15 protein-coding genes and 1 pseudogene are annotated in these 18024 nt (G+C 69.0%); 10 read left to right on the top strand and 6 right to left on the bottom strand.

Annotated features, from left to right (window positions below):
* Positions 1-55: 55 nt before the first annotated feature.
* Positions 56-526, bottom strand: coding sequence for an Lrp/AsnC family transcriptional regulator (locus ACXMYJ_RS07875; RefSeq protein WP_443187650.1), 471 nt, complete (start codon positions 524-526; stop codon positions 56-58).
* A 23-nt stretch (positions 527-549) separates the two neighbouring features.
* Here ACXMYJ_RS07875 and ACXMYJ_RS07880 point away from each other — a divergent pair.
* The 3 genes and pseudogenes from ACXMYJ_RS07880 to ACXMYJ_RS07890 form a co-directional block, all read left to right on the top strand.
* Positions 550-915, top strand: a pseudogene (locus ACXMYJ_RS07880) (2-oxoadipate dioxygenase/decarboxylase family protein); the annotation flags it as partial.
* 50 nt (positions 916-965) lie between these two features.
* Positions 966-2510 (top strand): L-piperidine-6-carboxylate dehydrogenase, encoded by a 1545-nt coding sequence (amaB, locus tag ACXMYJ_RS07885; RefSeq protein ID WP_443187649.1) that lies wholly within the window; start codon positions 966-968, stop codon positions 2508-2510.
* A 90-nt stretch (positions 2511-2600) separates the two neighbouring features.
* Positions 2601-3410 carry an SDR family NAD(P)-dependent oxidoreductase gene (locus ACXMYJ_RS07890; RefSeq protein WP_460355194.1) on the top strand — a complete coding sequence of 270 codons (810 nt, stop codon included), beginning with the start codon at positions 2601-2603 and terminating at the stop codon, positions 3408-3410.
* Between the two features lie 13 nt (positions 3411-3423).
* Here the strand turns inward: ACXMYJ_RS07890 and ACXMYJ_RS07895 are convergent, their stop codons facing one another.
* Positions 3424-4794: a cytochrome P450 gene (locus ACXMYJ_RS07895; protein WP_460355197.1), complete on the bottom strand. Its 1371-nt coding sequence runs from the start codon at positions 4792-4794 to the stop codon at positions 3424-3426.
* 49 nt (positions 4795-4843) lie between these two features.
* Here ACXMYJ_RS07895 and ACXMYJ_RS07900 point away from each other — a divergent pair, with 49 nt between their 5' ends.
* On the top strand, positions 4844-5491 hold the full coding sequence (locus ACXMYJ_RS07900; RefSeq protein ID WP_443187646.1) for a TetR/AcrR family transcriptional regulator: 648 nt from the start codon (positions 4844-4846) through the stop codon (positions 5489-5491).
* Between the two features lie 2 nt (positions 5492-5493).
* On the opposite strand, the gene ACXMYJ_RS07905 is transcribed toward ACXMYJ_RS07900, so the two are convergent.
* From ACXMYJ_RS07905 to ACXMYJ_RS07915, 3 genes are read right to left on the bottom strand one after another with little or no spacing between them, the layout of a single operon-like run.
* A complete protein-coding gene (locus ACXMYJ_RS07905; RefSeq protein ID WP_260757980.1) occupies positions 5494-5802 on the bottom strand; it encodes a heme-binding protein in 309 nt (102 codons plus the stop codon).
* Positions 5803-5844: 42 nt separating this feature from the next.
* Entirely contained in the window at positions 5845-6183 is a 339-nt protein-coding gene (locus ACXMYJ_RS07910; protein ID WP_260757625.1) for a heme-binding protein, read from the bottom strand.
* Between the two features lie 17 nt (positions 6184-6200).
* The gene (locus ACXMYJ_RS07915) at positions 6201-6557 is read right to left on the bottom strand and encodes a hypothetical protein (protein WP_460355200.1); all 357 of its coding nucleotides are present in this window, start codon (positions 6555-6557) and stop codon (positions 6201-6203) included.
* A gap of 365 nt (positions 6558-6922) precedes the next feature.
* Between ACXMYJ_RS07915 and ACXMYJ_RS07920 the strand changes: the two genes are divergently transcribed.
* The 4 genes from ACXMYJ_RS07920 to ACXMYJ_RS07935 are packed head-to-tail and all read left to right on the top strand — an operon-like array spanning position 6923 to position 10301.
* On the top strand, positions 6923-7480 hold the full coding sequence (locus ACXMYJ_RS07920) for a hypothetical protein (RefSeq protein WP_260757623.1): 558 nt from the start codon (positions 6923-6925) through the stop codon (positions 7478-7480).
* 28 nt (positions 7481-7508) lie between these two features.
* Positions 7509-8831: a Dyp-type peroxidase gene (locus ACXMYJ_RS07925; protein ID WP_460355203.1), complete on the top strand. Its 1323-nt coding sequence runs from the start codon at positions 7509-7511 to the stop codon at positions 8829-8831.
* An 8-nt stretch (positions 8832-8839) separates the two neighbouring features.
* Entirely contained in the window at positions 8840-9856 is a 1017-nt protein-coding gene (locus tag ACXMYJ_RS07930) for a hypothetical protein (RefSeq protein ID WP_460355206.1), read from the top strand.
* Positions 9849-10301, top strand: a complete 453-nt coding sequence (locus ACXMYJ_RS07935; protein ID WP_460355208.1) for a nuclear transport factor 2 family protein — start codon at positions 9849-9851, stop codon at positions 10299-10301. The genes ACXMYJ_RS07930 and ACXMYJ_RS07935 overlap by 8 nt, the downstream gene beginning before the upstream one ends.
* Here the strand turns inward: ACXMYJ_RS07935 and ACXMYJ_RS07940 are convergent.
* On the bottom strand, positions 10248-12440 hold the full coding sequence (locus tag ACXMYJ_RS07940) for an AAA family ATPase (RefSeq protein WP_460355211.1): 2193 nt from the start codon (positions 12438-12440) through the stop codon (positions 10248-10250). The two genes, ACXMYJ_RS07935 and ACXMYJ_RS07940, sit on opposite strands and share 54 nt — an antisense overlap.
* Positions 12441-12538: 98 nt before the next feature.
* Between ACXMYJ_RS07940 and ACXMYJ_RS07945 the strand changes: the two genes are divergently transcribed.
* Positions 12539-17089: an ATP-dependent helicase gene (locus ACXMYJ_RS07945; protein ID WP_460355214.1), complete on the top strand. Its 4551-nt coding sequence runs from the start codon at positions 12539-12541 to the stop codon at positions 17087-17089.
* The gene (nei2, locus tag ACXMYJ_RS07950) at positions 17089-17841 is read left to right on the top strand and encodes an endonuclease VIII Nei2 (RefSeq protein WP_460355217.1); all 753 of its coding nucleotides are present in this window, start codon (positions 17089-17091) and stop codon (positions 17839-17841) included. The genes ACXMYJ_RS07945 and nei2 overlap by 1 nt, the downstream gene beginning before the upstream one ends.
* Positions 17842-18024 lie beyond the last annotated feature (183 nt).

The raw sequence follows: 18024 nt of genomic DNA on the forward strand, positions 1-18024 counted from the left end.
GGGGCCGACCGGGCGCAGCCGTGCATTTTGGCCCTCACCGCGCCATTGCCAGTAATTAGTCCGGTATGTAGCGCCTACCACTGTAAAATTTCTGTAAGATGACCGTGCTGCGCGTCTTCACGTCGGCTGCGGTGCGGATCTTCTGCAGCAGGCCTTCCAGGGCCCGTGCCGACTCGACGTGAACCAGCAGCAGATAGTTGTCTTCGCCGGCCACCGAGTAACACGCCTCGATTTCGGGGATGTGCTCCAGCCGTGCGGGTGCATCATCGGGTTGAGAGGGATCGAGAGGGGTGATGGCGACGAACGCCGACAGCTTGCTGCCGACGGCCTCCGGGTCGATGCGCGCCGTGTATCCGGTGACGATCCCCCGCGACTCCAGTCGCCGCACCCTCGACTGCACTGCCGACACCGACAACCCCGCCGTCGCCGCCAGATGCGCCAGCGTCGCCCGACCGTCGGCGACCAGCTCGCGGGCCAGCACGCGATCGATCTCGTCGAGCGGCTGCACGTCTGCGGGATCGGTCATGGGCGCACTGTATCGGAGCGCCCATGAGTAGCGTCGAAACCTGGCAGTTGCGCGCGCAATTCGCGGCAGGACTCTCGCAGCTGCACGGCGCCGAGGCGCCCGCCGGCCACACGCTGGTCGAGGTCAGCGCTGCGGTGAACGCCGCCTACGTCACCGAGAATCCCGACGCCCAGCGGCTGGGCTCGCTGGAGCGGGTCACCGCCGAGCGACACGGCGCGATCCGCGTCGGTTCGGCGGCCGAGCTGGCACAGGTGGCCGACCGGTTCCCGGCGTTCGGCATGCATCCCGTCGGCTTCGACGATTTACGCGAAGCTGCCTCCCCGGTGCCCGTGGTGTCCACAGCGTTCCGTCCGATTGATCCGGATGAGCTCGCGCGCAACCTCTTTCGAGGGCACCACGTGCACCACCCCTACGACCTCTACGAGAAAGTCGCATCCTCATGACCACCGTTCTGACCTCCCCGCTGCCCACCGCCGACGCGCTGCGCGCCCGCGTCCAAGACGCACTGACCGCGGTCGGCGCGACCGTCGACCTGCGCCCGGCCGGCGCGGGAGGAATGCCCGCCGGCACTCCGATCTCCGGTGACGTGCTGTTCACGGTGCCGGCCGCGTCGGCATCCGATGCCGATGCCGCGATATCCGCTGCTGCCGACGCATTTTCGACGTGGCGGACGACCCCGGCGCCGGTGCGGGGGGCGCTGGTGGCCCGGCTCGGTCAGCTGCTCGTCGAACACAAGACCGATCTGGCCACGCTGGTGACCATCGAGGCCGGCAAGATCACCTCCGAGGCGCTCGGCGAAGTGCAAGAGATGATCGACATCTGCGAGTTCGCCGTCGGGCTGTCGCGGCAGCTCTACGGCCGCACCATCGCGTCCGAGCGCCCGGGACACCGGCTGATGGAGAACTGGCATCCGCTCGGCGTGGTCGGGGTCATCACCGCGTTCAACTTCCCCGTCGCGGTGTGGGCGTGGAACACCGCGGTGGCCCTGGTGTGCGGCGACACCGTGGTGTGGAAGCCGTCCGAGCTCACGCCGCTGACCGCGGTGGCGTGCCAGGCCCTGCTGGAGCGGGCCTGCGCGGACGTCGGGGCGCCCGCCGCGGTGGGACGTCTGCTGCTGGGCGAGCGTGAGATCGGCGAGACCTTGGTCGACGACCCGCGGGTGGCGCTGGTGTCGGCGACCGGCTCGGTGCGGATGGGCCGCGAGGTCGGTCCGCGGGTGGCGCAGCGGTTCGGCCGCGCGCTGCTCGAGCTGGGCGGCAACAACGCCGCGATCGTGACCCCCTCGGCCGATCTGGATCTGGCGGTGCGCGGCATCGTGTTCTCGGCCGCGGGCACCGCCGGTCAGCGGTGCACCACGCTGCGGCGGCTGATCGTGCACTCGTCGATCGCCGACGAGCTGGTGTCGCGGATTGTGGCGGCCTACCGGCAGCTTCCGGTCGGCGACCCGCTGGCCGACGGCACGCTGGTGGGGCCGCTGATCCACACGGCCTCCTACCGGGACATGGTCCTGGCGCTGCAGCAGGCCGAGGCCGAGGGTGGCGAAGTGATCGGCGGCGAGCGCGTCGACGCCGGGGACGAGGGCGCGTTCTACGTGACACCGGCGGTGGTGCGGATGCCCGCGCAGACGGCCGTGGTGCACCGGGAGACGTTCGCCCCGATCCTCTACGTGCTGACCTACGAAAGCCTCGACGAGGCCATCGCGCTGAACAATGCGGTGCCGCAGGGTCTTTCGTCGTCGATCTTTACGCTGGACATGCGGGAGGCCGAGCGCTTCCTGGCCGCCGACGGATCGGATTGCGGGATCGCCAACGTCAACATCGGCACGTCGGGCGCGGAGATCGGCGGCGCGTTCGGCGGTGAGAAGGAGACCGGTGGCGGTCGCGAGTCCGGCTCGGACGCGTGGAAGGCCTACATGCGGCGCGCGACCAACACCGTCAACTACTCGGCGGAGCTGCCACTGGCCCAAGGCGTGCACTTCGGCTAGCCCCCCCTACATACGCGCGAACGTGCGTGTCTGCGGCCGACACGCCGCCCCAGAGACGGACTTCACGCACGCTCGCGGCAGACTCGTGCCATGGACCTCCACGGCAAGACTGCGATCGTCACCGGCGGCGCCTCGGGTATCGGGGCGGCGATCGCGAGCGAACTCGCCCGAAACGGCGTCAGCGTCGTCGTCGGCGACCTCGACGAGGCGGGCGCGCACGCGACCGCGTCGGCGATCCGGGATGCCGGCGGTGCCGCCGTCGCGCTGCGCGCCGACGCGGCCGACGTCGTCGACATCGAAGGCCTGATCACGCTGGCCGCCCGCGAGTTCACGCCCGTCGACATCTACGTCGCCAATGCCGGCATCATCGGAAAGACCGGTCTGGGAACCGAATCCGACTGGGACGCGATCCTGGACGTCAATCTTCGCGCGCACATCCGCGCGGCCCGCCTCGTGGTACCGCACTGGCAGTCCCGCGGGTCGGGGCACTTCGTGTCGGTGGCGTCGGCCGCCGGTCTACTGACCCAGCTGGGTGCGGCGGGTTACGCGGTCAGCAAGCACGCCGCGGTGGGCTTCGCCGAATGGCTGGCGATCACCTACGGCGACGACGGCATCGGGGTCAGCTGCGTGTGCCCGCTCGGTGTGGAAACGCCGCTGCTGCAAGCCGTGCGCAGCACCGAAGATCCGGACGCGCGGCTGGGCGCGTCGTCGATCGAGCACTCGGCAGGGGTGATCAGCGCCGCCGACGTCGCGTCGGTGACGGTCGGGGCCGTCCGGGACGGCCGGTTCCTGGTGCTGCCGCACGCCGAGCTGCTGGAGATGTACCGACACAAGGGCGGTGACTACGACCGCTGGATCAGCGGGATGCGCCGCTACCAGCGGAGCCTGCGCGCGCTCTGAGCCTTGTGGCGGATCAGCGCCGCCGCAGCGTGAGGTGGAAATCCTTGGGTATCAACGTCAGTCGTTGCGCGACCTGTAGCCGGTAGCCCGGATCGGGGATCAGCTCGTAGCGGCGCAACAGCACCGCCAGCAGCAGCACCGCCTCGTGCAGCGCGAACTGCCGGCCGATGCATGACCGTGGCCCGGTGCCGAACGGCTTGTACAACCCCGCCGGCCGCGCTCTCACCTTGTCCGGCGCGAAGCGGTCGGGATCGAAGGCTTCGGGGTCGTCGCCCCACCGCGGATCCCGGTGCAATCCCATGGTCAGCGCAAGCACCCAGTCGCCCTTGCGCATCGGATGCACCCCGGCCAGCACGGTGTCCTCGCGAGCGGCCCGGTAATGGCCGGGCACCGTCGGCTGCAGCCGCAACGCCTCATCGAAAATGCGCCTCACGTGGCGTAGTTTGGCGATCAGCTCGAAAGCCGGGCGTTCATCGTCACCCCACACCTCGGCGATCTCGGCGCGCGCCCGTTCGGCGGCTTCGGGGTGCCGCGACAGGAAGTACAGCGCGAAAGACAGTGCTCCTGAGGTGGTTTCGTGGCCGGCGACCAGGAAGTTGATCAACTGGTACCGGACGTTGGCCGCGTCCAGATCTGACACCAGCATCAGTTCGAGCAGGTCGTCGTGGCGCCCGAGCCCGCCGCGCACGCGTTCGGCGATGATCTCGTCGGCGAGCGTGTGCATCTGCGCGGCGTGGTGGCGAACCACGCGCTCGACCCTGCGCGCGAAGACCCGCGGCAGGAATGTCGCACGCAACACCCCGAGCCGGTCCGATCCCTGCAGCCCGGCGACCATGTGCTCGACGAACGGATGCGCGTCCTCGGAGTCGAAGCAGCCGAAGGGATAACCGGCAGCGCAGCGCCCGATCGTCTCCAGCGTCACCCGCGTCGTATCGGCGGGGACGTCGATCGGCTCGCCGGTGCCGGCCCGCGCGTCCCACCGCGCCAGCAATTCGCCGGCGACATCGAACATCACGGCGTGATACCGGTGCATCGCCTGCCTGCTGAATGCCGGCATCAGCACGTCGTGCGCCTTCTGCCAGTTCGGTTCGTGGTTGTAGGCGGTGAACAGGCCGTCGCCGCCCATGATCCGCAGCGCCTCGATGTCGGGACCGACGTGCTTGCAGAACCGGCTCTCGTCGCTGAGCTCGACCACCGCCTCCGCGCCCGCCGCCACGACGTATCGTGCGCCCAGAAAACGGAACTCGAACACCGGACCGGTAATCTGCGAGGACGGCTGGGTGAGAATGTCCTCGCTGAAGCCGAGCACGTCGCCGAGAACCGGGACGCGCCGCGGCGGGTGTGGCAGCTTCGGAAACGACACCCGGTCACCAACGAGGGCCATGGGCCCCAGCCTCCGCCGCTATTTTACATGTGTCAAGTAGTATCGGGCCATGACTGAAGGTCGCCGCAGGCTCTCACCCGAGGATCGTCGCAACGAGTTGCTGGCCCTCGGAGCCGAGGTGTTCGGCCGACGGCCGTACGACGAGGTCCGCATCGACGAGATCGCCGAACGCGCCGGCGTCTCGCGCGCGCTGATGTACCACTACTTCCCGGACAAGCGTGCGTTCTTCGCCGCGGTCGTCCGCGCGGAGGGCGAACGGATGTTCCAGGCCACCAACACCCCTCCCCTGCCCGGTCAGTCGCTGTTCGCTCAGGTCCGCACCGGCGTGCTCGCCTATCTGCGCTACGACGAGGAGCACCCGCACCGGGCCTGGGCGGCATACACGGGAACAGGGCGGTCCGATCCGGTGCTGCGCGGCATCGAAAACGTCGACAACGATCGTCAGGCCGACCGGATCATGGACCGCGTCACCGAAGCCGCCGGCCCGGTCGACGCGAAGGTGGAGCGCGATCTGCGCGCGACCGTCTACGGCTGGCTGGCGTTCACGTTCGAGATGTGCCGGCAGCGCCTGCTGGACGCCTCACTGGATGCAGACCTGATCGCCGATCTCTGTGCCCACGGCCTGATGGACGCGGTGGGCCGGGTGCCGGGCATCCCGGCCGTGCTCGTCGAGTCCGTCGCGCCGCACCAGCGCTGAGGTCAGCCCTGACAGCGGTTGCGGAAATCCACCAGCGGCTGCCGGATGTTCCGCAGGTCGGCGGCCACCTGCGGATTGGCATCCATGTACGCGGTCACCGCGGCCTTCTTCTCCTCGCGCGGCTTGTCCTTGAGCGTGGTGAAGAAGTCGTTGACCGGCGGGTGGGTGAACAGGTAGGCCGACGTGGCGGCGCTGACGCCGGTCATGACACCGGCGAGGTCGGCCGCCGTGCAGTTGGGCGCCGCCGGCTGGGCGTGAGCGGTGGCCGACGACAGGACGACGCCGGCCGCGCCGAGCGCCGCGGCGGTCATCCGCCGCACAGAGATCTTTCGCACCCAGCGATCGTAGGCTGCTCAGCCGCCGCAGCGTTTGCGAAAGTCCACCATGGGCTGCCGGATTGCCTGCAGCTCCGCCCGTACCTGCGGGTTGGCGTCCATGTAGGTCTGCAGCGCCGCGCGACGCGCTTCCGGCGGCTGCCCCTTGAGGCTGGTGAAGAAGTCGTTGACGGGCGGATGGGTGTACAGGTACGCCGACGTCGCCGCCATCACCCCGGTCATCGTCCCCGCCAGGTCTGCCGAAGAGCAGGTCGGCGGAGCCGGTGGCGGCGGCTGTGCGGCGGCGGACGCGGCGGTACCGAGCACGGCGGCGCAGCCGATCGCGGCCAGCACGGGTGCCAGGAAATGAGATGCCATGCGCTTCTCCTCGGTTCTCATCGTCCGCCGCGTCCGCCGCCGCCGCCGGGGCGGCCCCCGCCGCCGCCCGGCCGTCCCGGGTTGCCGATATCCGGACGACCGGGTCGTCCGATATCGGGCGGACGAGGATTGACATCGATATCGGCATCGAAATCGACGTTCCACCACTCGGTACAGTCGTAGTAATCCAGATCGCACGGGTAGGGCACGTACGGGCCTTCGCCCGGGCCGGCCCCGGTGTTGGAGCCGCGCACCTCGCCCTGCGAACAGATGGTCGTGCCGCCGGCACTGGTGCAATCGGCAACCGCGGGCGGCGCGATGGCGATACCGGTGCAACACACCACCGGTGCGACGAGCAGGTAAACCAACCGCATCTTGCACACTCCCTGCGTTGGTTCGCGCACAGCCTCATTGGCTCACGGATCGCTGCGTCAGCGTAGGCAGTGGCAAGCGCCCGCGACATCCCCCACAACGGGTGAAACAGACTGCTGCTCTGAGGAATTACCCAAGTCAAATACCCGGGCTTCTCAGAAGTGCACGACGCGGTTCCCACCCTCCCGTTCGACCCGAGAGTCTCTGCGTATCTTGCCGATCCCGCACCGATAGACCCGCCGGTCACCGGTGTCGGCACGCCCCGCGTGTACCGCGGGATCCGTCGGCGCTTCCCCCGTATCGGGGGAAGACAGCACCGCGGACGCGCCCTACGCTGCGCCACAGAGGCGATCGGAGGCTGACCGCGATGGTGGACGAACAAAGCTGGACACGACCGGCGGCCATGGCGATCCCACCGGAGGGCTACCACGAGCTGGAGCGCGGCCGCTACGGTCCGGTATATCCGCGCACCCCCGCCTGCTACGGGTTCTCGATCATCGCGAAGGTCAAGGAGGGCCGCGAAGAAGCCGTGCGTGCCTACGGCAAACAGATCGAGGACGCGATCGCCGGTAGTCCCGACGTCCTGGCACCGTTACGGCTGCACTACCTACGCTGGGTGCTGTTCGACGTCGGATCCGGCCTGCACTTCCAGTACCAGGGCATCTTCGACACCGACTTCGACAAGTACACCGAGGACGCCGTCCGCCTGTTCAGCGCCACCGGGATCACCACGGTGTTCACGAATCTTGAAGGCTTCCCAGAAGATTGGCAGAGCAACCCCGAGGCGTTCATCACATTCGTCCGCGAACACCAGTACCCGAGCTTTCTCGAATACGGCGAGTACCCATATGTGACCGCAGACGAGATCAAGAAGGCGTTGCGCCTGAAGGCGGCCTTCTCCGACATGCTCGACCAGATGCAGTGATGAGAGCCCGCGCGAAGACCCGACTGCAGTGACTCTTGAGCTCGACGACATCCAGCACATCTTGCTGACCCGCACCCCCGCCATGACCGGGCGGTACGAGTTTCTGACGTTCGACCACCCGGCCGGCGGAAGGGCATGGCTCACCGAACTTCTCGACGTCGTCCAGTCGGCTGCTGACGTCACCGCCACCATGGACGGTTCACAGCGCTGGGTGACGCTCGCGTTCACCTGGACCGGGCTGCGCGCACTCGGGGTCCCCGAGGCGGGCCTGGCCACCTTTCCCGACGAGTTCCGTGAAGGCATGGCGGCGCGCGCCGACATCCTCGGTGACACCGGAGCCAACGCACCGGAGCACTGGGTGGGTGGACTGGCCGGGGACGACCTGCACGCCATCGCGATCCTGTTCGCCCGCGATGACGACGAACACGCCCGCTGCGTCGGTGAACACGATGCGCTGGTGTCCCGCTGCGACGGTGTCCGCACGCTGTCCTTCCTGGACCTCAACGCCCACCCGCCCTTCAACTATGCCCACGATCATTTCGGATTCCGCGACCGGCTGTCCCAGCCCGTCATCAAAGGCTCGGGTGAGGAGCCGACCCCGGGTTCGGGCGCGGCGCTCGAACCCGGCGAGTTCATCCTCGGCTATCCCGACGAAGACGGCCCCGTCGCCGGTGTGCCGCACCCGGAGGCCCTGTCGCGCAACGGGAGCTATCTGGCCTACCGCCGGTTGCAGGAGCATGTCGGGGCGTTCCGCGCATATCTCGCCGACAACGCTGCGACACCGGACGAACAAGAGCTACTGGCGGCGAAGTTCATGGGACGTTGGCGCAGTGGGGCTCCCTTGGTTCTCGCGCCAGACGCCGATGACCCCGATCTCGGCGCGGACCCGATGCGCAACAACGACTTCAACTACAAAGAGATGGACCCGTTCGGCTACGCGTGCCCGCTGGGCTCGCACGCTCGGCGGCTCAACCCGCGAGACACCGCGCACTACATGAACCGCCGCAGGATGATCCGCCGAGGGGCGACGTACGGGCCCGCACTGCCCGACGGGGCGCCCGAGGACGGCGTCGATCGCGGGATCGCCGCATTCATCATCTGCGCCAGCCTGGTGCGACAGTTCGAGTTCGCCCAGAACGTGTGGATCAACGACAGGACTTTCCACGAACTCGGCAATGAGCACGACCCTATCTGCGGCGCCCAGGACGGCACGCTCGACTTCACCGTCCCCAGACGTCCGATCCGCAAGGTCCACAAGGGTATTCCAGCGTTCACCACGCTTCGGGGCGGCGCCTACTTCTTCCTGCCCGGGCTCAACGCCCTGCGATACCTCGCCACGCTCGGCGGTTAGGAGTGTCGATGGCCACACGACCAGCCCGAACCTACAACCAGGACCACCTGCCACGGCCCCGCGACGGCCGGCGGCGGGTGAGCATCTACTGGACGTGGAGTTATCCCTGGGAATCGCAACGTGATCCGGCGGCAATGAGCAACCGCTTCTCGACCATGACCGAGGTTCGCAACGTCGCCTACCCCGCCTACGAGACCCCGGAGTTCGACGCGGCCCACTTCCTGCAGGGCATCGCCGGAACACTCGAGCTCTTCCACCGGTCCACGCTCACATTCCAGGATCTGGTAGGCGAGGTGACCGGACACCCGGTCGCCGTCTTCCAGCGCGTCGACCAGGCCGGCTACTACCAACCCCTCGACGAGCGGATCCTGGCCGACGCCGACACGCTGATGGTGTTCGGCCTCGACCACCTGAACTCCGAACTCGAAGCGGAACGCGACGAAGTGGAAGCGCTGCGCGAGTGGCTGCACCGTGAGGACACCTGCCTGCTACTCGCCCCGCATCACGATGTCGGCTTCACCGACGATCTCGGCCAGCGGCAGGTCGAGTACCTTCACCACGGGGACCGCCTAGTCCCGCGCCAGCAGCGGTTCAGCAGGTACACCCGCTCATTGATGCGCGCGCTGGGGGTGCCGGTGCACAACATCTGGGGACTGCGCCCTGCCGTGCTGAGCGGAACGCGAGACCCGGTACCGCTCAACGCCTATCACGAGTTCGACGAGCGTGGACTGCTGACCGATGTGCCGACGCTGAGCTTTCATCAGCACCTGCCGCACTACGAACTGACCGCACCGGAAGGCGCGACTCTGCGCGTCCTGGCCCGCCAGCCTATCGACCTGAACCGTCCCCATCCGTTCACCGACGCCGGCAATTCCGCGTTCAACGCGGTGATCTGGATGCCGCCGGACGGGGACCGCGCCGGTGACATCGTGCTGATCGACTCAACCCATTTCACCACGCTGTTCGGTGGAACACAGAGCCTGCAGAACCTGTGGCGGAACCTGGCGGTGATGACCTGTGACTGAGACGCCCTTTGATGCGGTGCTGCGCTACGTGTCTGCCTTCAACGACGCCGACGTCGATGCGATGGCAGCCGCCTGCTCCGAGACCATGCACATCCTCGACGGTATGCCTCCGCACGTGTGGCACGGACCCGCGGCGGCCCGCACCTGGTGGCGCGACGTGATGTCCGAAAGTGAACACAGCGGCGCGTCGGACTACCACATCGTCCTCGGCGAGCCTCGGCACCTCGACGTCAACGGTGCGTTCGGTTATGTGGTGGTGCCGGCCTCCATGACCTTCTCCGTCAACGGCACGTCGCGCACCCAGGCCGGATCGACCTTCACCGTGGCTCTGCGCAAGATCGGCTCGGGGTGGGCCCTCACCGCGTGGAGTTGGTCCAAGGGCGGTGCCACCTCACTCGGCGATCAGGCCGACCCTTCTCGCCTCGCTGACGGCTTCAGCGCGTGACGACACCCCCAGCTTTCGATAGATCGAGGTCGCCTGGCTCTTGGCCGTCTCACGGCCGATCACCAACTCCTCGGCGATCCGCCGCAGTGACAGATGGCTGGCCAGGTGCGGCAGCAACCTCAGTTCGGCGGCGGTCAACGGGCGCGCACCCCCGGCCGCCATCGCCTTGACGCGGTCCACGCGCTGTATCAGCGCGGTCGCGTCGGGCTCGCGGTGACAGGTGCGCTCCGCGGCGGCCAGGTGCCGACTCAGCAGATCCGGATCCTGGATCACCGCCGCCGTCCACGCGAGCAGTCCATGCCCGAGAAGGGCCGTGCGCGCGGACAGATTACCCAGCCGGGCCAGCAAGGTCTCCGTCACCGTCACCGCATGCCCGACGTCCTCACCGACCCGTGCGGCCATGACCGCGCTGGAGGCGTACACGACGATCATCGGCACGACGTCGCACAGGTCGTACTTGTCGGCCAGCGTCCGGGCCGCCTCGCTGCGCTGCACCGCGGCTTCGTCGTCGCCGGCGGCGAGGTCGAGCAGCGCCAGGTGGGCCAGCGCCGCGGCATGGAAACCAGGTAGTTCGTCGATGACCGGCAGCGCGCCCTCCAGCAGACCGCGGGCGCGGGTGGCGTTCCCGCGCATGGCCTCGGCGGCGCCTTTCATCACGGTGGCCGCGCCCCACCACGGGTTCACCAGATTGTCCCCGGCCGCGCGGACGATGTCGGCCTGCCGTATCACGTCGTTGACCCCGTTCGCGCCCAGGAGCGAACTGATCAGCGCCACCGCCACTTTCACCGACGGCGTGCCGTCGGACAGCGGCTGTCCGTGATCGGCGCGCACCGCCAGCATCAGCGACCGCTGGATCAGCTCGGCGTCGGCTGTCGTCGCGCCCAGCCAGGCGCGCGCCACCGCGGCGTCGGGGTGCTCGGCGAACGTGCGCGCATCCAGCATCGCCAACCGGCGCGCCAGCACCCCGGCGCGTCCGTCGAATCCCAGCCGAACCGCCTCACGATTCACCAAAGCAGCCGCCCGCTGCCGGTTCCCCGCGTCGACGGCATGCACCAACGCACCGTCGATGTCGCCCTCCCGTTCCAGCAGATCAGCTGCACGCGTGGCCAACTCGCGAAATCGGGCCGGCGCGGTCAGACGCAGCCGAGCACGCAGCACATCAGCGAACAGGTGATGGTAGCGGTACCACATCCGTTGGGGGTCAATCGCGATGAGGAAGGGGTTGCCGGATCCCGTCAGCGCCGCCAGCACCCGCGCGGAGTCGTCACGGCCCAGCACGGTGTCGAGCTGTTCGGCGGTGAAGCGCTCGAGCACCGCCGACTCGACCAGGAACGTCGCGGTGTTCGCGTCGAGCCGGTCGATGACCTCTTCGACCACGTAGTCGACCACCAGGTTGTCGCGTCCGGCCAGCGTCTCGAGCGTGGTGCCGTCCCGCAACGCCATCGCGGTCAGGACCACGCCCGCCGGCCACCCCTCGCAGAGGTCGACGACGGTCGAGATCGTCGCATCGTCACATGCACCGCTGACGGAGGTGAGCACGCCGGCCGACTCCTGGGGGGAGAACCGCAGCACCTCCTCGTCGATCCGCACGACGGCGTGTTGCAGCCCGCGCCGCGCCAGGCCCAGCGGCAGCATGTACCGACCGACCAGCGCCGCGGTGATCGTCGCCGGCGCCTGGTCGAGCAGCAACTGCAGTGCCGTCACCGCTGCGGGGTCGGACAGCTTGTGTACGTCGTCGAGCACGAGCACGAGCGGTCCGGAACGCTCGAACAGCCGCACCACGGCGGGCACCAGATGGGTCACCGGGTCGCGCCCGGGGCCGCGCAGATAGCGCAGCACATCGCTGTCCCGGTCTGTGAGCCGCACCACGGCCGTCGCGATGTGCAGCAGCAGGTGCACCGGGTCGTCGTCGAGATGATCGATGCGGACCCAGGCGAACGGCCGCGCGTCCGCGGCGTCCCACAGCGCGGCCGCGGTGGTCTTGCCGTAGCCGGCGGGGGCGGACACGACGACGACGTCACCGCCGTCCGCCGCCGTCAGCCGCCGGAGCACCCCCGGGCGTCGGATGACGCGGTCAGCGATCCTCGGCCGGCCGATCGTCGCGGCCGGAATCCGGGGCCGCCAGTCCCCCGCCAGCACGTCAGAATCCTAAACCCGACCCACGGTGACGTGCTCGTTTTCGCTTTATGGACTGGTGCACAGATCGGATGTCGGTGCCCGAGGGCACCATGGAAGCCATGTCTGTCACCACCGATGCGCTGTCACGCTTCTCCGCGTTGACGCGCGAATGGTTCGCGGGCACCTTCGTCGAGCCCACACCGGCGCAGGCGCAGGCCTGGAATGCGATCGCCGACGGCGACAACACACTGGTCATCGCGCCGACCGGATCGGGCAAGACGCTCGCGGCGTTCTTGTGGGCGATCGACGGGCTGGCCCGTGATCCCGAGGCCACCCGCGGCACCCGGGTGTTGTACGTCTCTCCGCTGAAGGCGCTGGCCGTGGACGTCGAACGCAACCTACGCACTCCGCTGACCGGTATCTCGCGGATCGCCGAACGTACCGGTGAGCAACCACCGGCCATCAGCGTGGGGGTCCGTTCCGGCGACACCACGCCCAGTAAGCGCCGCGAGCTGATCAGCAAGCCGCCCGACATCCTGATCACCACGCCGGAATCGTTGTTCCTGATGCTGACCTCGGCGGCCCGCGAGACATTGGCCGACGTTCAAACGGTCATCGTCGACGAGGTGCACGCGGTGGCGGGCACCAAGCGGGGCGCCCACCTGGCGTTGTCCCTGGAGCGCCTCGACGCGATGCTGCCCCGGCCGGCCCAGCGGATCGGGCTGTCGGCCACCGTGCGTCCACCCGAGGAGGTGGCCCGATTCCTGTCCGGTGCGGCCCCGACCACCATCGTCGCACCGCCCGCGGCCAAGACATTCGATCTGACCGTGCAGGTTCCGGTGCCCGACATGGCCAACCTTGAGGGCAACTCGATCTGGCCCGAAGTGGAGCAGCGCATCGTCGACCTGATCGAGGCTCACAATTCCTCGATCGTGTTCGCCAACTCGCGGCGGCTGGCCGAGCGGTTGACCGCCCGGCTCAATGAGATCCACGCCGAGCGGGCGGGTATCGAGCTCGGCGCACACAACCCCGGGGTGGCCGGCGGCTCCCCAGCCCACCTGATGGGCAGCGGGCAGACCTACGGCGCGGAGCCGGTGCTGGCCCGCGCGCATCACGGTTCGGTCAGCAAGGAGGCCCGCGCGGACGTCGAGGAGGCACTCAAGAGCGGCCGGCTCAAGGCGGTCGTGGCCACGTCCAGCCTGGAGCTCGGCATCGACATGGGCTCGGTCGACCTGGTGATCCAGGTGGAGACGCCGCCGTCGGTGGCCAGCGGGCTGCAACGCATCGGCCGCGCCGGCCACCAGGTCGGCGAGATCAGCCAGGGCGTGCTGTTCCCCAAGCACCGCACCGACCTGATCGGCTGCGCGGTCAGTGTGCAGCGGATGCTGGCAGGCCAGATCGAGACGATGCGGGTGCCCGCCAACCCGCTGGACGTGCTCGCCCAGCACACCGTGGCGGCGTGCGCGCTGGAGCCGGTCAACGCCGAGGCCTGGTTCGACACCGTGCGCCGTAGCGCCCCCTTCGCGACACTGCCCCGCAGCGCGTACGAGGCGACGCTGGATCTGCTGTCGGGCAAGTACCCGTCGACGGAGTTCGCCGAACTGCGGCCGCGCATCGTCTACGACCGCGACAGCGGCACCCTGACGTCCCGGCCCGGCGCCCAGCGGCTGGCCGTCACCTCCGGCGGGGCCATCCCGGACCGCGGCATGTTCACCGTGTACCTGGCCACCAATGCGGACTCCGAAAAGCCTTCGCGCGTTGGCGAACTCGACGAGGAGATGGTCTACGAGTCCCGGCCCGGCGACGTCATCTCCTTGGGTGCGACCAGCTGGCGGATCACCGAGATCACCCATGACCGGGTGCTCGTCATCCCCGCCCCCGGCGAGCCCGCCCGGCTGCCGTTCTGGCGAGGCGACGGTGTGGGCCGGCCCGCGGAGCTCGGGGCGGCCATCGGTGCGTTCAACGGAGAGCTCGCCCGGCTGGACCGGGCGGCATTCGAATCTCGCTGCCAGGACGTGGGTTTCGACGCATTCGCCACCGACAACCTGTGGCAGCTGATCTCCGAACAGCGGGAGGCCACTTCAGCTGTGCCGTCGGACACCACGCTGGTGGTGGAACGGTTCCGCGACGAGCTCGGCGACTGGCGCATCATCCTGCATTCACCGTACGGGCTGCGGGTGCACGGGCCGCTGGCGTTGGCGGTCGGCAAACGGCTCTACGAGCGGTACGGCATCGATGAGAAGCCGACCGCGTCCGACGACGGCATCATCGTGCGGCTGCCCGACACCGACGACACCGCCCCCGGCGCAGACATCTTCGTGTTCGAGCCCGACGAGATCGAGCCCCTGGTGACCGCCGAGGTCAGCTCGTCGGCGTTGTTCGCGTCCCGGTTCCGGGAGTGCGCCGCCCGCGCTCTGCTGCTGCCGCGCCGGCACCCGGGCAAGCGCTCGCCGCTGTGGCATCAACGTCAGCGGGCCGCCCAGCTGCTCGACGTCGCGCGCGGCTATCCGGATTTCCCGATCGTGCTCGAAGCGGTCCGTGAATGCCTGCAGGACGTCTACGACGTCCCGATGCTGGTCGACCTGATGTCGCGCATCGCGCAGCGGCGGGTGCGGCTGCTCGAGGTCGAGACTCCGACCCCGTCGCCGTTCGCGGCGTCGCTGCTGTTCGGCTATGTCGGCGCGTTCATGTACGAAGGTGACAGCCCGCTGGCCGAACGCCGCGCCGCCGCACTGTCTCTGGAACCGACGCTGCTGGCCGAACTGCTCGGCCGCGTCGAGCTGCGCGAGCTGCTCGACGCCGACGTGGTCGCCACCACGGCGCGGCAGCTGCAGCACCTGACACCGGAACGGCTGGCCCGCGACGCCGAGGGGGTCGCCGATCTGCTGCGGCTACTCGGCCCGCTGACCACCGACGAGATCGTGGCGCGCTGTGAGCATTCCGAGATCGGCGGCTGGCTGGAAGGTCTGCTGAGTGCCAAACGGGTGCTGCAGGTGTCCTTCGCCGGGCAGTCCTGGTGGGCCGCCATCGAGGACATCGGCCGGCTGCGCGACGGTGTCGGTGTGGCGGTGCCGGTGGGTGTGCCGATGGCGTTCCTGGAGCAGGTGGTCGATCCGCTGGGCGAGTTGCTGTCGCGCTACGCGCGCACACGGGGCCCGTTCACCACCGCCGAGGCGGCCGCCCGTTTCGGGTTGGGGCTGCGCGTGGCCGCCGACGTGTTGGGCCGGCTGGCCGTCGACGGCAAGCTGGTGCGCGGCGAATTCACCGACGTGCCCACCGATTCCGGGGAGCAGTGGTGCGACACGGAGGTGCTGCGCATCCTGCGCCGGCGGTCGCTGGCAGCGCTGCGGGCCCAGATCGAGCCGGTCAGCACCGCGGCGTTCGGGCGCTTCCTGCCCTCGTGGCAGATGCTCGGCGGCGATACGGTCACCGGTGTCGACGGGCTGGCCGCGGTGATCGACCAGCTGGCGGGAGTGCCGATGCCGGCGTCGGCGGTCGAGCCGCTGATCTTCGGGCAGCGGGTGCGCGACTACCAGCCCGGCATGCTCGACGAACTGCTGGCCTCCGGGGAGGTGCTGTGGTCGGGTGCCGGTTCGCTGTCCACGGCCGACGGCTGGGTCGCGTTCCATCTGGCCGAGACCGCTCCGTTGTCGCTGGCGCCGCCCGGGGAACTCGACCTCACCGATGTGCACCATGCGGTGCTGGGCGCACTGGCCGGCGGCGGGGCGTACTTCTTCCGGCAGCTATCGGTCGACGGCGTCACCGCGGCGTCATTGAAAGAAGCGTTGTGGCAATTGATCTGGGCGGGATATGTCGGCGGTGACACGTTCGCTCCGGTGCGGGCGCTGCTGGCGGGCACTCGGGGCACCGGTCAGCGCCGGGCGGCGACGCCGTCGCACCGGCATCGCCGGGCTCCCCGGCTGAACCGCTACAGCTTGAGCACGTCGAACCTGAGCGCGCACCGCGACACCGACCCGACGGTGGCGGGTCGCTGGTCGGCGCTGCCGGTCGCCGAGGTCGACACCACCATGCGCGCGCACTATCAGGCCGAACAACTGCTGGCGCGGCACGGCGTGCTGACCAGGGGCGCCGTGGCCGGTGAGAACTTCCGGGGGAACGTGCCCGGCGGGTTCGCGTCGATGTACAAGGTGCTGACCACGATGGAAGAGGCCGGCCGGTGTCAGCGCGGCTATTTCGTGGAGTCCCTCGGCGGCGCGCAGTTCGCGACGGCCAGCACCGTCGACCGGTTGCGCAGCCACGCCGACAGCATCGACGACCAGCAGCAGAACCTGCGCGCGATCGCGATCGCGGCGACCGATCCGGCCAACCCGTACGGCGCCGCGCTGCCGTGGCCGTTACGCGACACCGACGGCGACAAGGCGCACCGTCCCGGACGCAAGGCCGGCGCGCTGGTGGTGCTGGTCGACGGAGAGTTGGCCTGGTTCGTCGAGCGGGGCGGCCGGTCGCTGCTGAGCTTCACCGCCGATGCCGGGATCAACAACGCCGCCGGTGCGGCGCTGGCGGAACTGGTGACGCGGCAACGGGTTCCGGGGCTGCTGGTGGAGCGCATCGACGGTGTGCCGGTGCTGGAGTCGCGAGACTCGGTGGTGGCCGAGGCGCTGACGACGGCCGGGTTCTCGCGCACCCCCCGCGGGCTGCGGTTGCGCTGATGCCCGAGGGAGACACCGTCTATCGGGCCGCATGGAAGCTCCGCGAGGCGCTGGAGGGACGTGAGCTGACCCGCTGCGATGTCCGCGTGCCCCGCTACGCGGCGGTGGATCTCAGCGGTCAGGTGGTCGATGAAGTGCTCAGCCGCGGCAAGCACCTGTTCATCCGGGTCGGGCAGGCCAGCATCCATTCGCATTTGAAGATGGAAGGGGCGTGGGTGATCGGCCGGGTCCGGGTGCCGGAGTACAAGATTCGGATCGTGCTGGAGACCGCGCAGTCTCGGGCGTCGGGTGTTGATCTGGGTGTACTGGAAGTGCTGGATCGCGCCACCGACATGGACGCCGTCGCCCACCTCGGCCCGGATCTGCTGGGCCCTGACTGGTCGGCGCCGGTGGCGGCAGCCAACCTGATGGCCGACCCGGACCGTCCGTTGGCCGAGGCGCTGCTCGATCAGCGGGTGCTGGCCGGCGTCGGCAATGTGTACGCCAACGAGATCTCTTTCGTGTTCGGGTTGCGTCCGGGCACCGCGGTCGGCGAACTGACCGACCCGTTGCGTGTCGTCAACCGGGCTCAACAGATGTTGTGGCTCAACAGAATCCGCCTCAACCGCACCACGACGGGTAATACCAGGCCGGGTCAGGATGTGTGGGTGTACGGCCGGGCTGGTCTGCCCTGCCGTCGCTGCGGCACGCTCATCGAGACGGACAAGGGCGGCGACCGGGTCACCTATTGGTGCCCCACCTGCCAGCGCTGACCGCCCCGCGGTCCGTGCCTCGCCGAAATCGCATTCCACGCGCCCACCTGTGCATAATTCCAGCGCCACACGCAATCTCGGCGAATCAGTCCGCGACGAAATCGCATTCCACGCGCCCACCTGTGCATAACTTCAGCGCTGCGTGCAATCTCGGCGAACCGTGTCAGGGGCTGGGTCAATCAT

It is taken from the genome of Mycobacterium sp. ZZG (assembly GCF_054786995.1).

What these genes read in the sequence shown, in the direction of transcription:
- ACXMYJ_RS07900 (WP_443187646.1), top strand. Translation starts at nt 4,844, where the DNA reads ATGACTGAAGGTCGCCGCAGGCTCTCACCCGAGGATCGTCGCAACGAG.
- ACXMYJ_RS07905 (WP_260757980.1), bottom strand. Translation starts at nt 5,802, where the DNA reads ATGACCGCCGCGGCGCTCGGCGCGGCCGGCGTCGTCCTGTCGTCGGCC.
- ACXMYJ_RS07945 (WP_460355214.1), top strand. Translation starts at nt 12,539, where the DNA reads ATGTCTGTCACCACCGATGCGCTGTCACGCTTCTCCGCGTTGACGCGC.
- amaB (WP_443187649.1), top strand. Translation starts at nt 966, where the DNA reads ATGACCACCGTTCTGACCTCCCCGCTGCCCACCGCCGACGCGCTGCGC.
- ACXMYJ_RS07895 (WP_460355197.1), bottom strand. Translation starts at nt 4,794, where the DNA reads ATGGCCCTCGTTGGTGACCGGGTGTCGTTTCCGAAGCTGCCACACCCG.
- ACXMYJ_RS07890 (WP_460355194.1), top strand. Translation starts at nt 2,601, where the DNA reads ATGGACCTCCACGGCAAGACTGCGATCGTCACCGGCGGCGCCTCGGGT.
- ACXMYJ_RS07920 (WP_260757623.1), top strand. Translation starts at nt 6,923, where the DNA reads ATGGTGGACGAACAAAGCTGGACACGACCGGCGGCCATGGCGATCCCA.
- ACXMYJ_RS07910 (WP_260757625.1), bottom strand. Translation starts at nt 6,183, where the DNA reads ATGGCATCTCATTTCCTGGCACCCGTGCTGGCCGCGATCGGCTGCGCC.
- ACXMYJ_RS07875 (WP_443187650.1), bottom strand. Translation starts at nt 526, where the DNA reads ATGACCGATCCCGCAGACGTGCAGCCGCTCGACGAGATCGATCGCGTG.
- nei2 (WP_460355217.1), top strand. Translation starts at nt 17,089, where the DNA reads ATGCCCGAGGGAGACACCGTCTATCGGGCCGCATGGAAGCTCCGCGAG.
- ACXMYJ_RS07930 (WP_460355206.1), top strand. Translation starts at nt 8,840, where the DNA reads ATGGCCACACGACCAGCCCGAACCTACAACCAGGACCACCTGCCACGG.
- ACXMYJ_RS07915 (WP_460355200.1), bottom strand. Translation starts at nt 6,557, where the DNA reads ATGCGGTTGGTTTACCTGCTCGTCGCACCGGTGGTGTGTTGCACCGGT.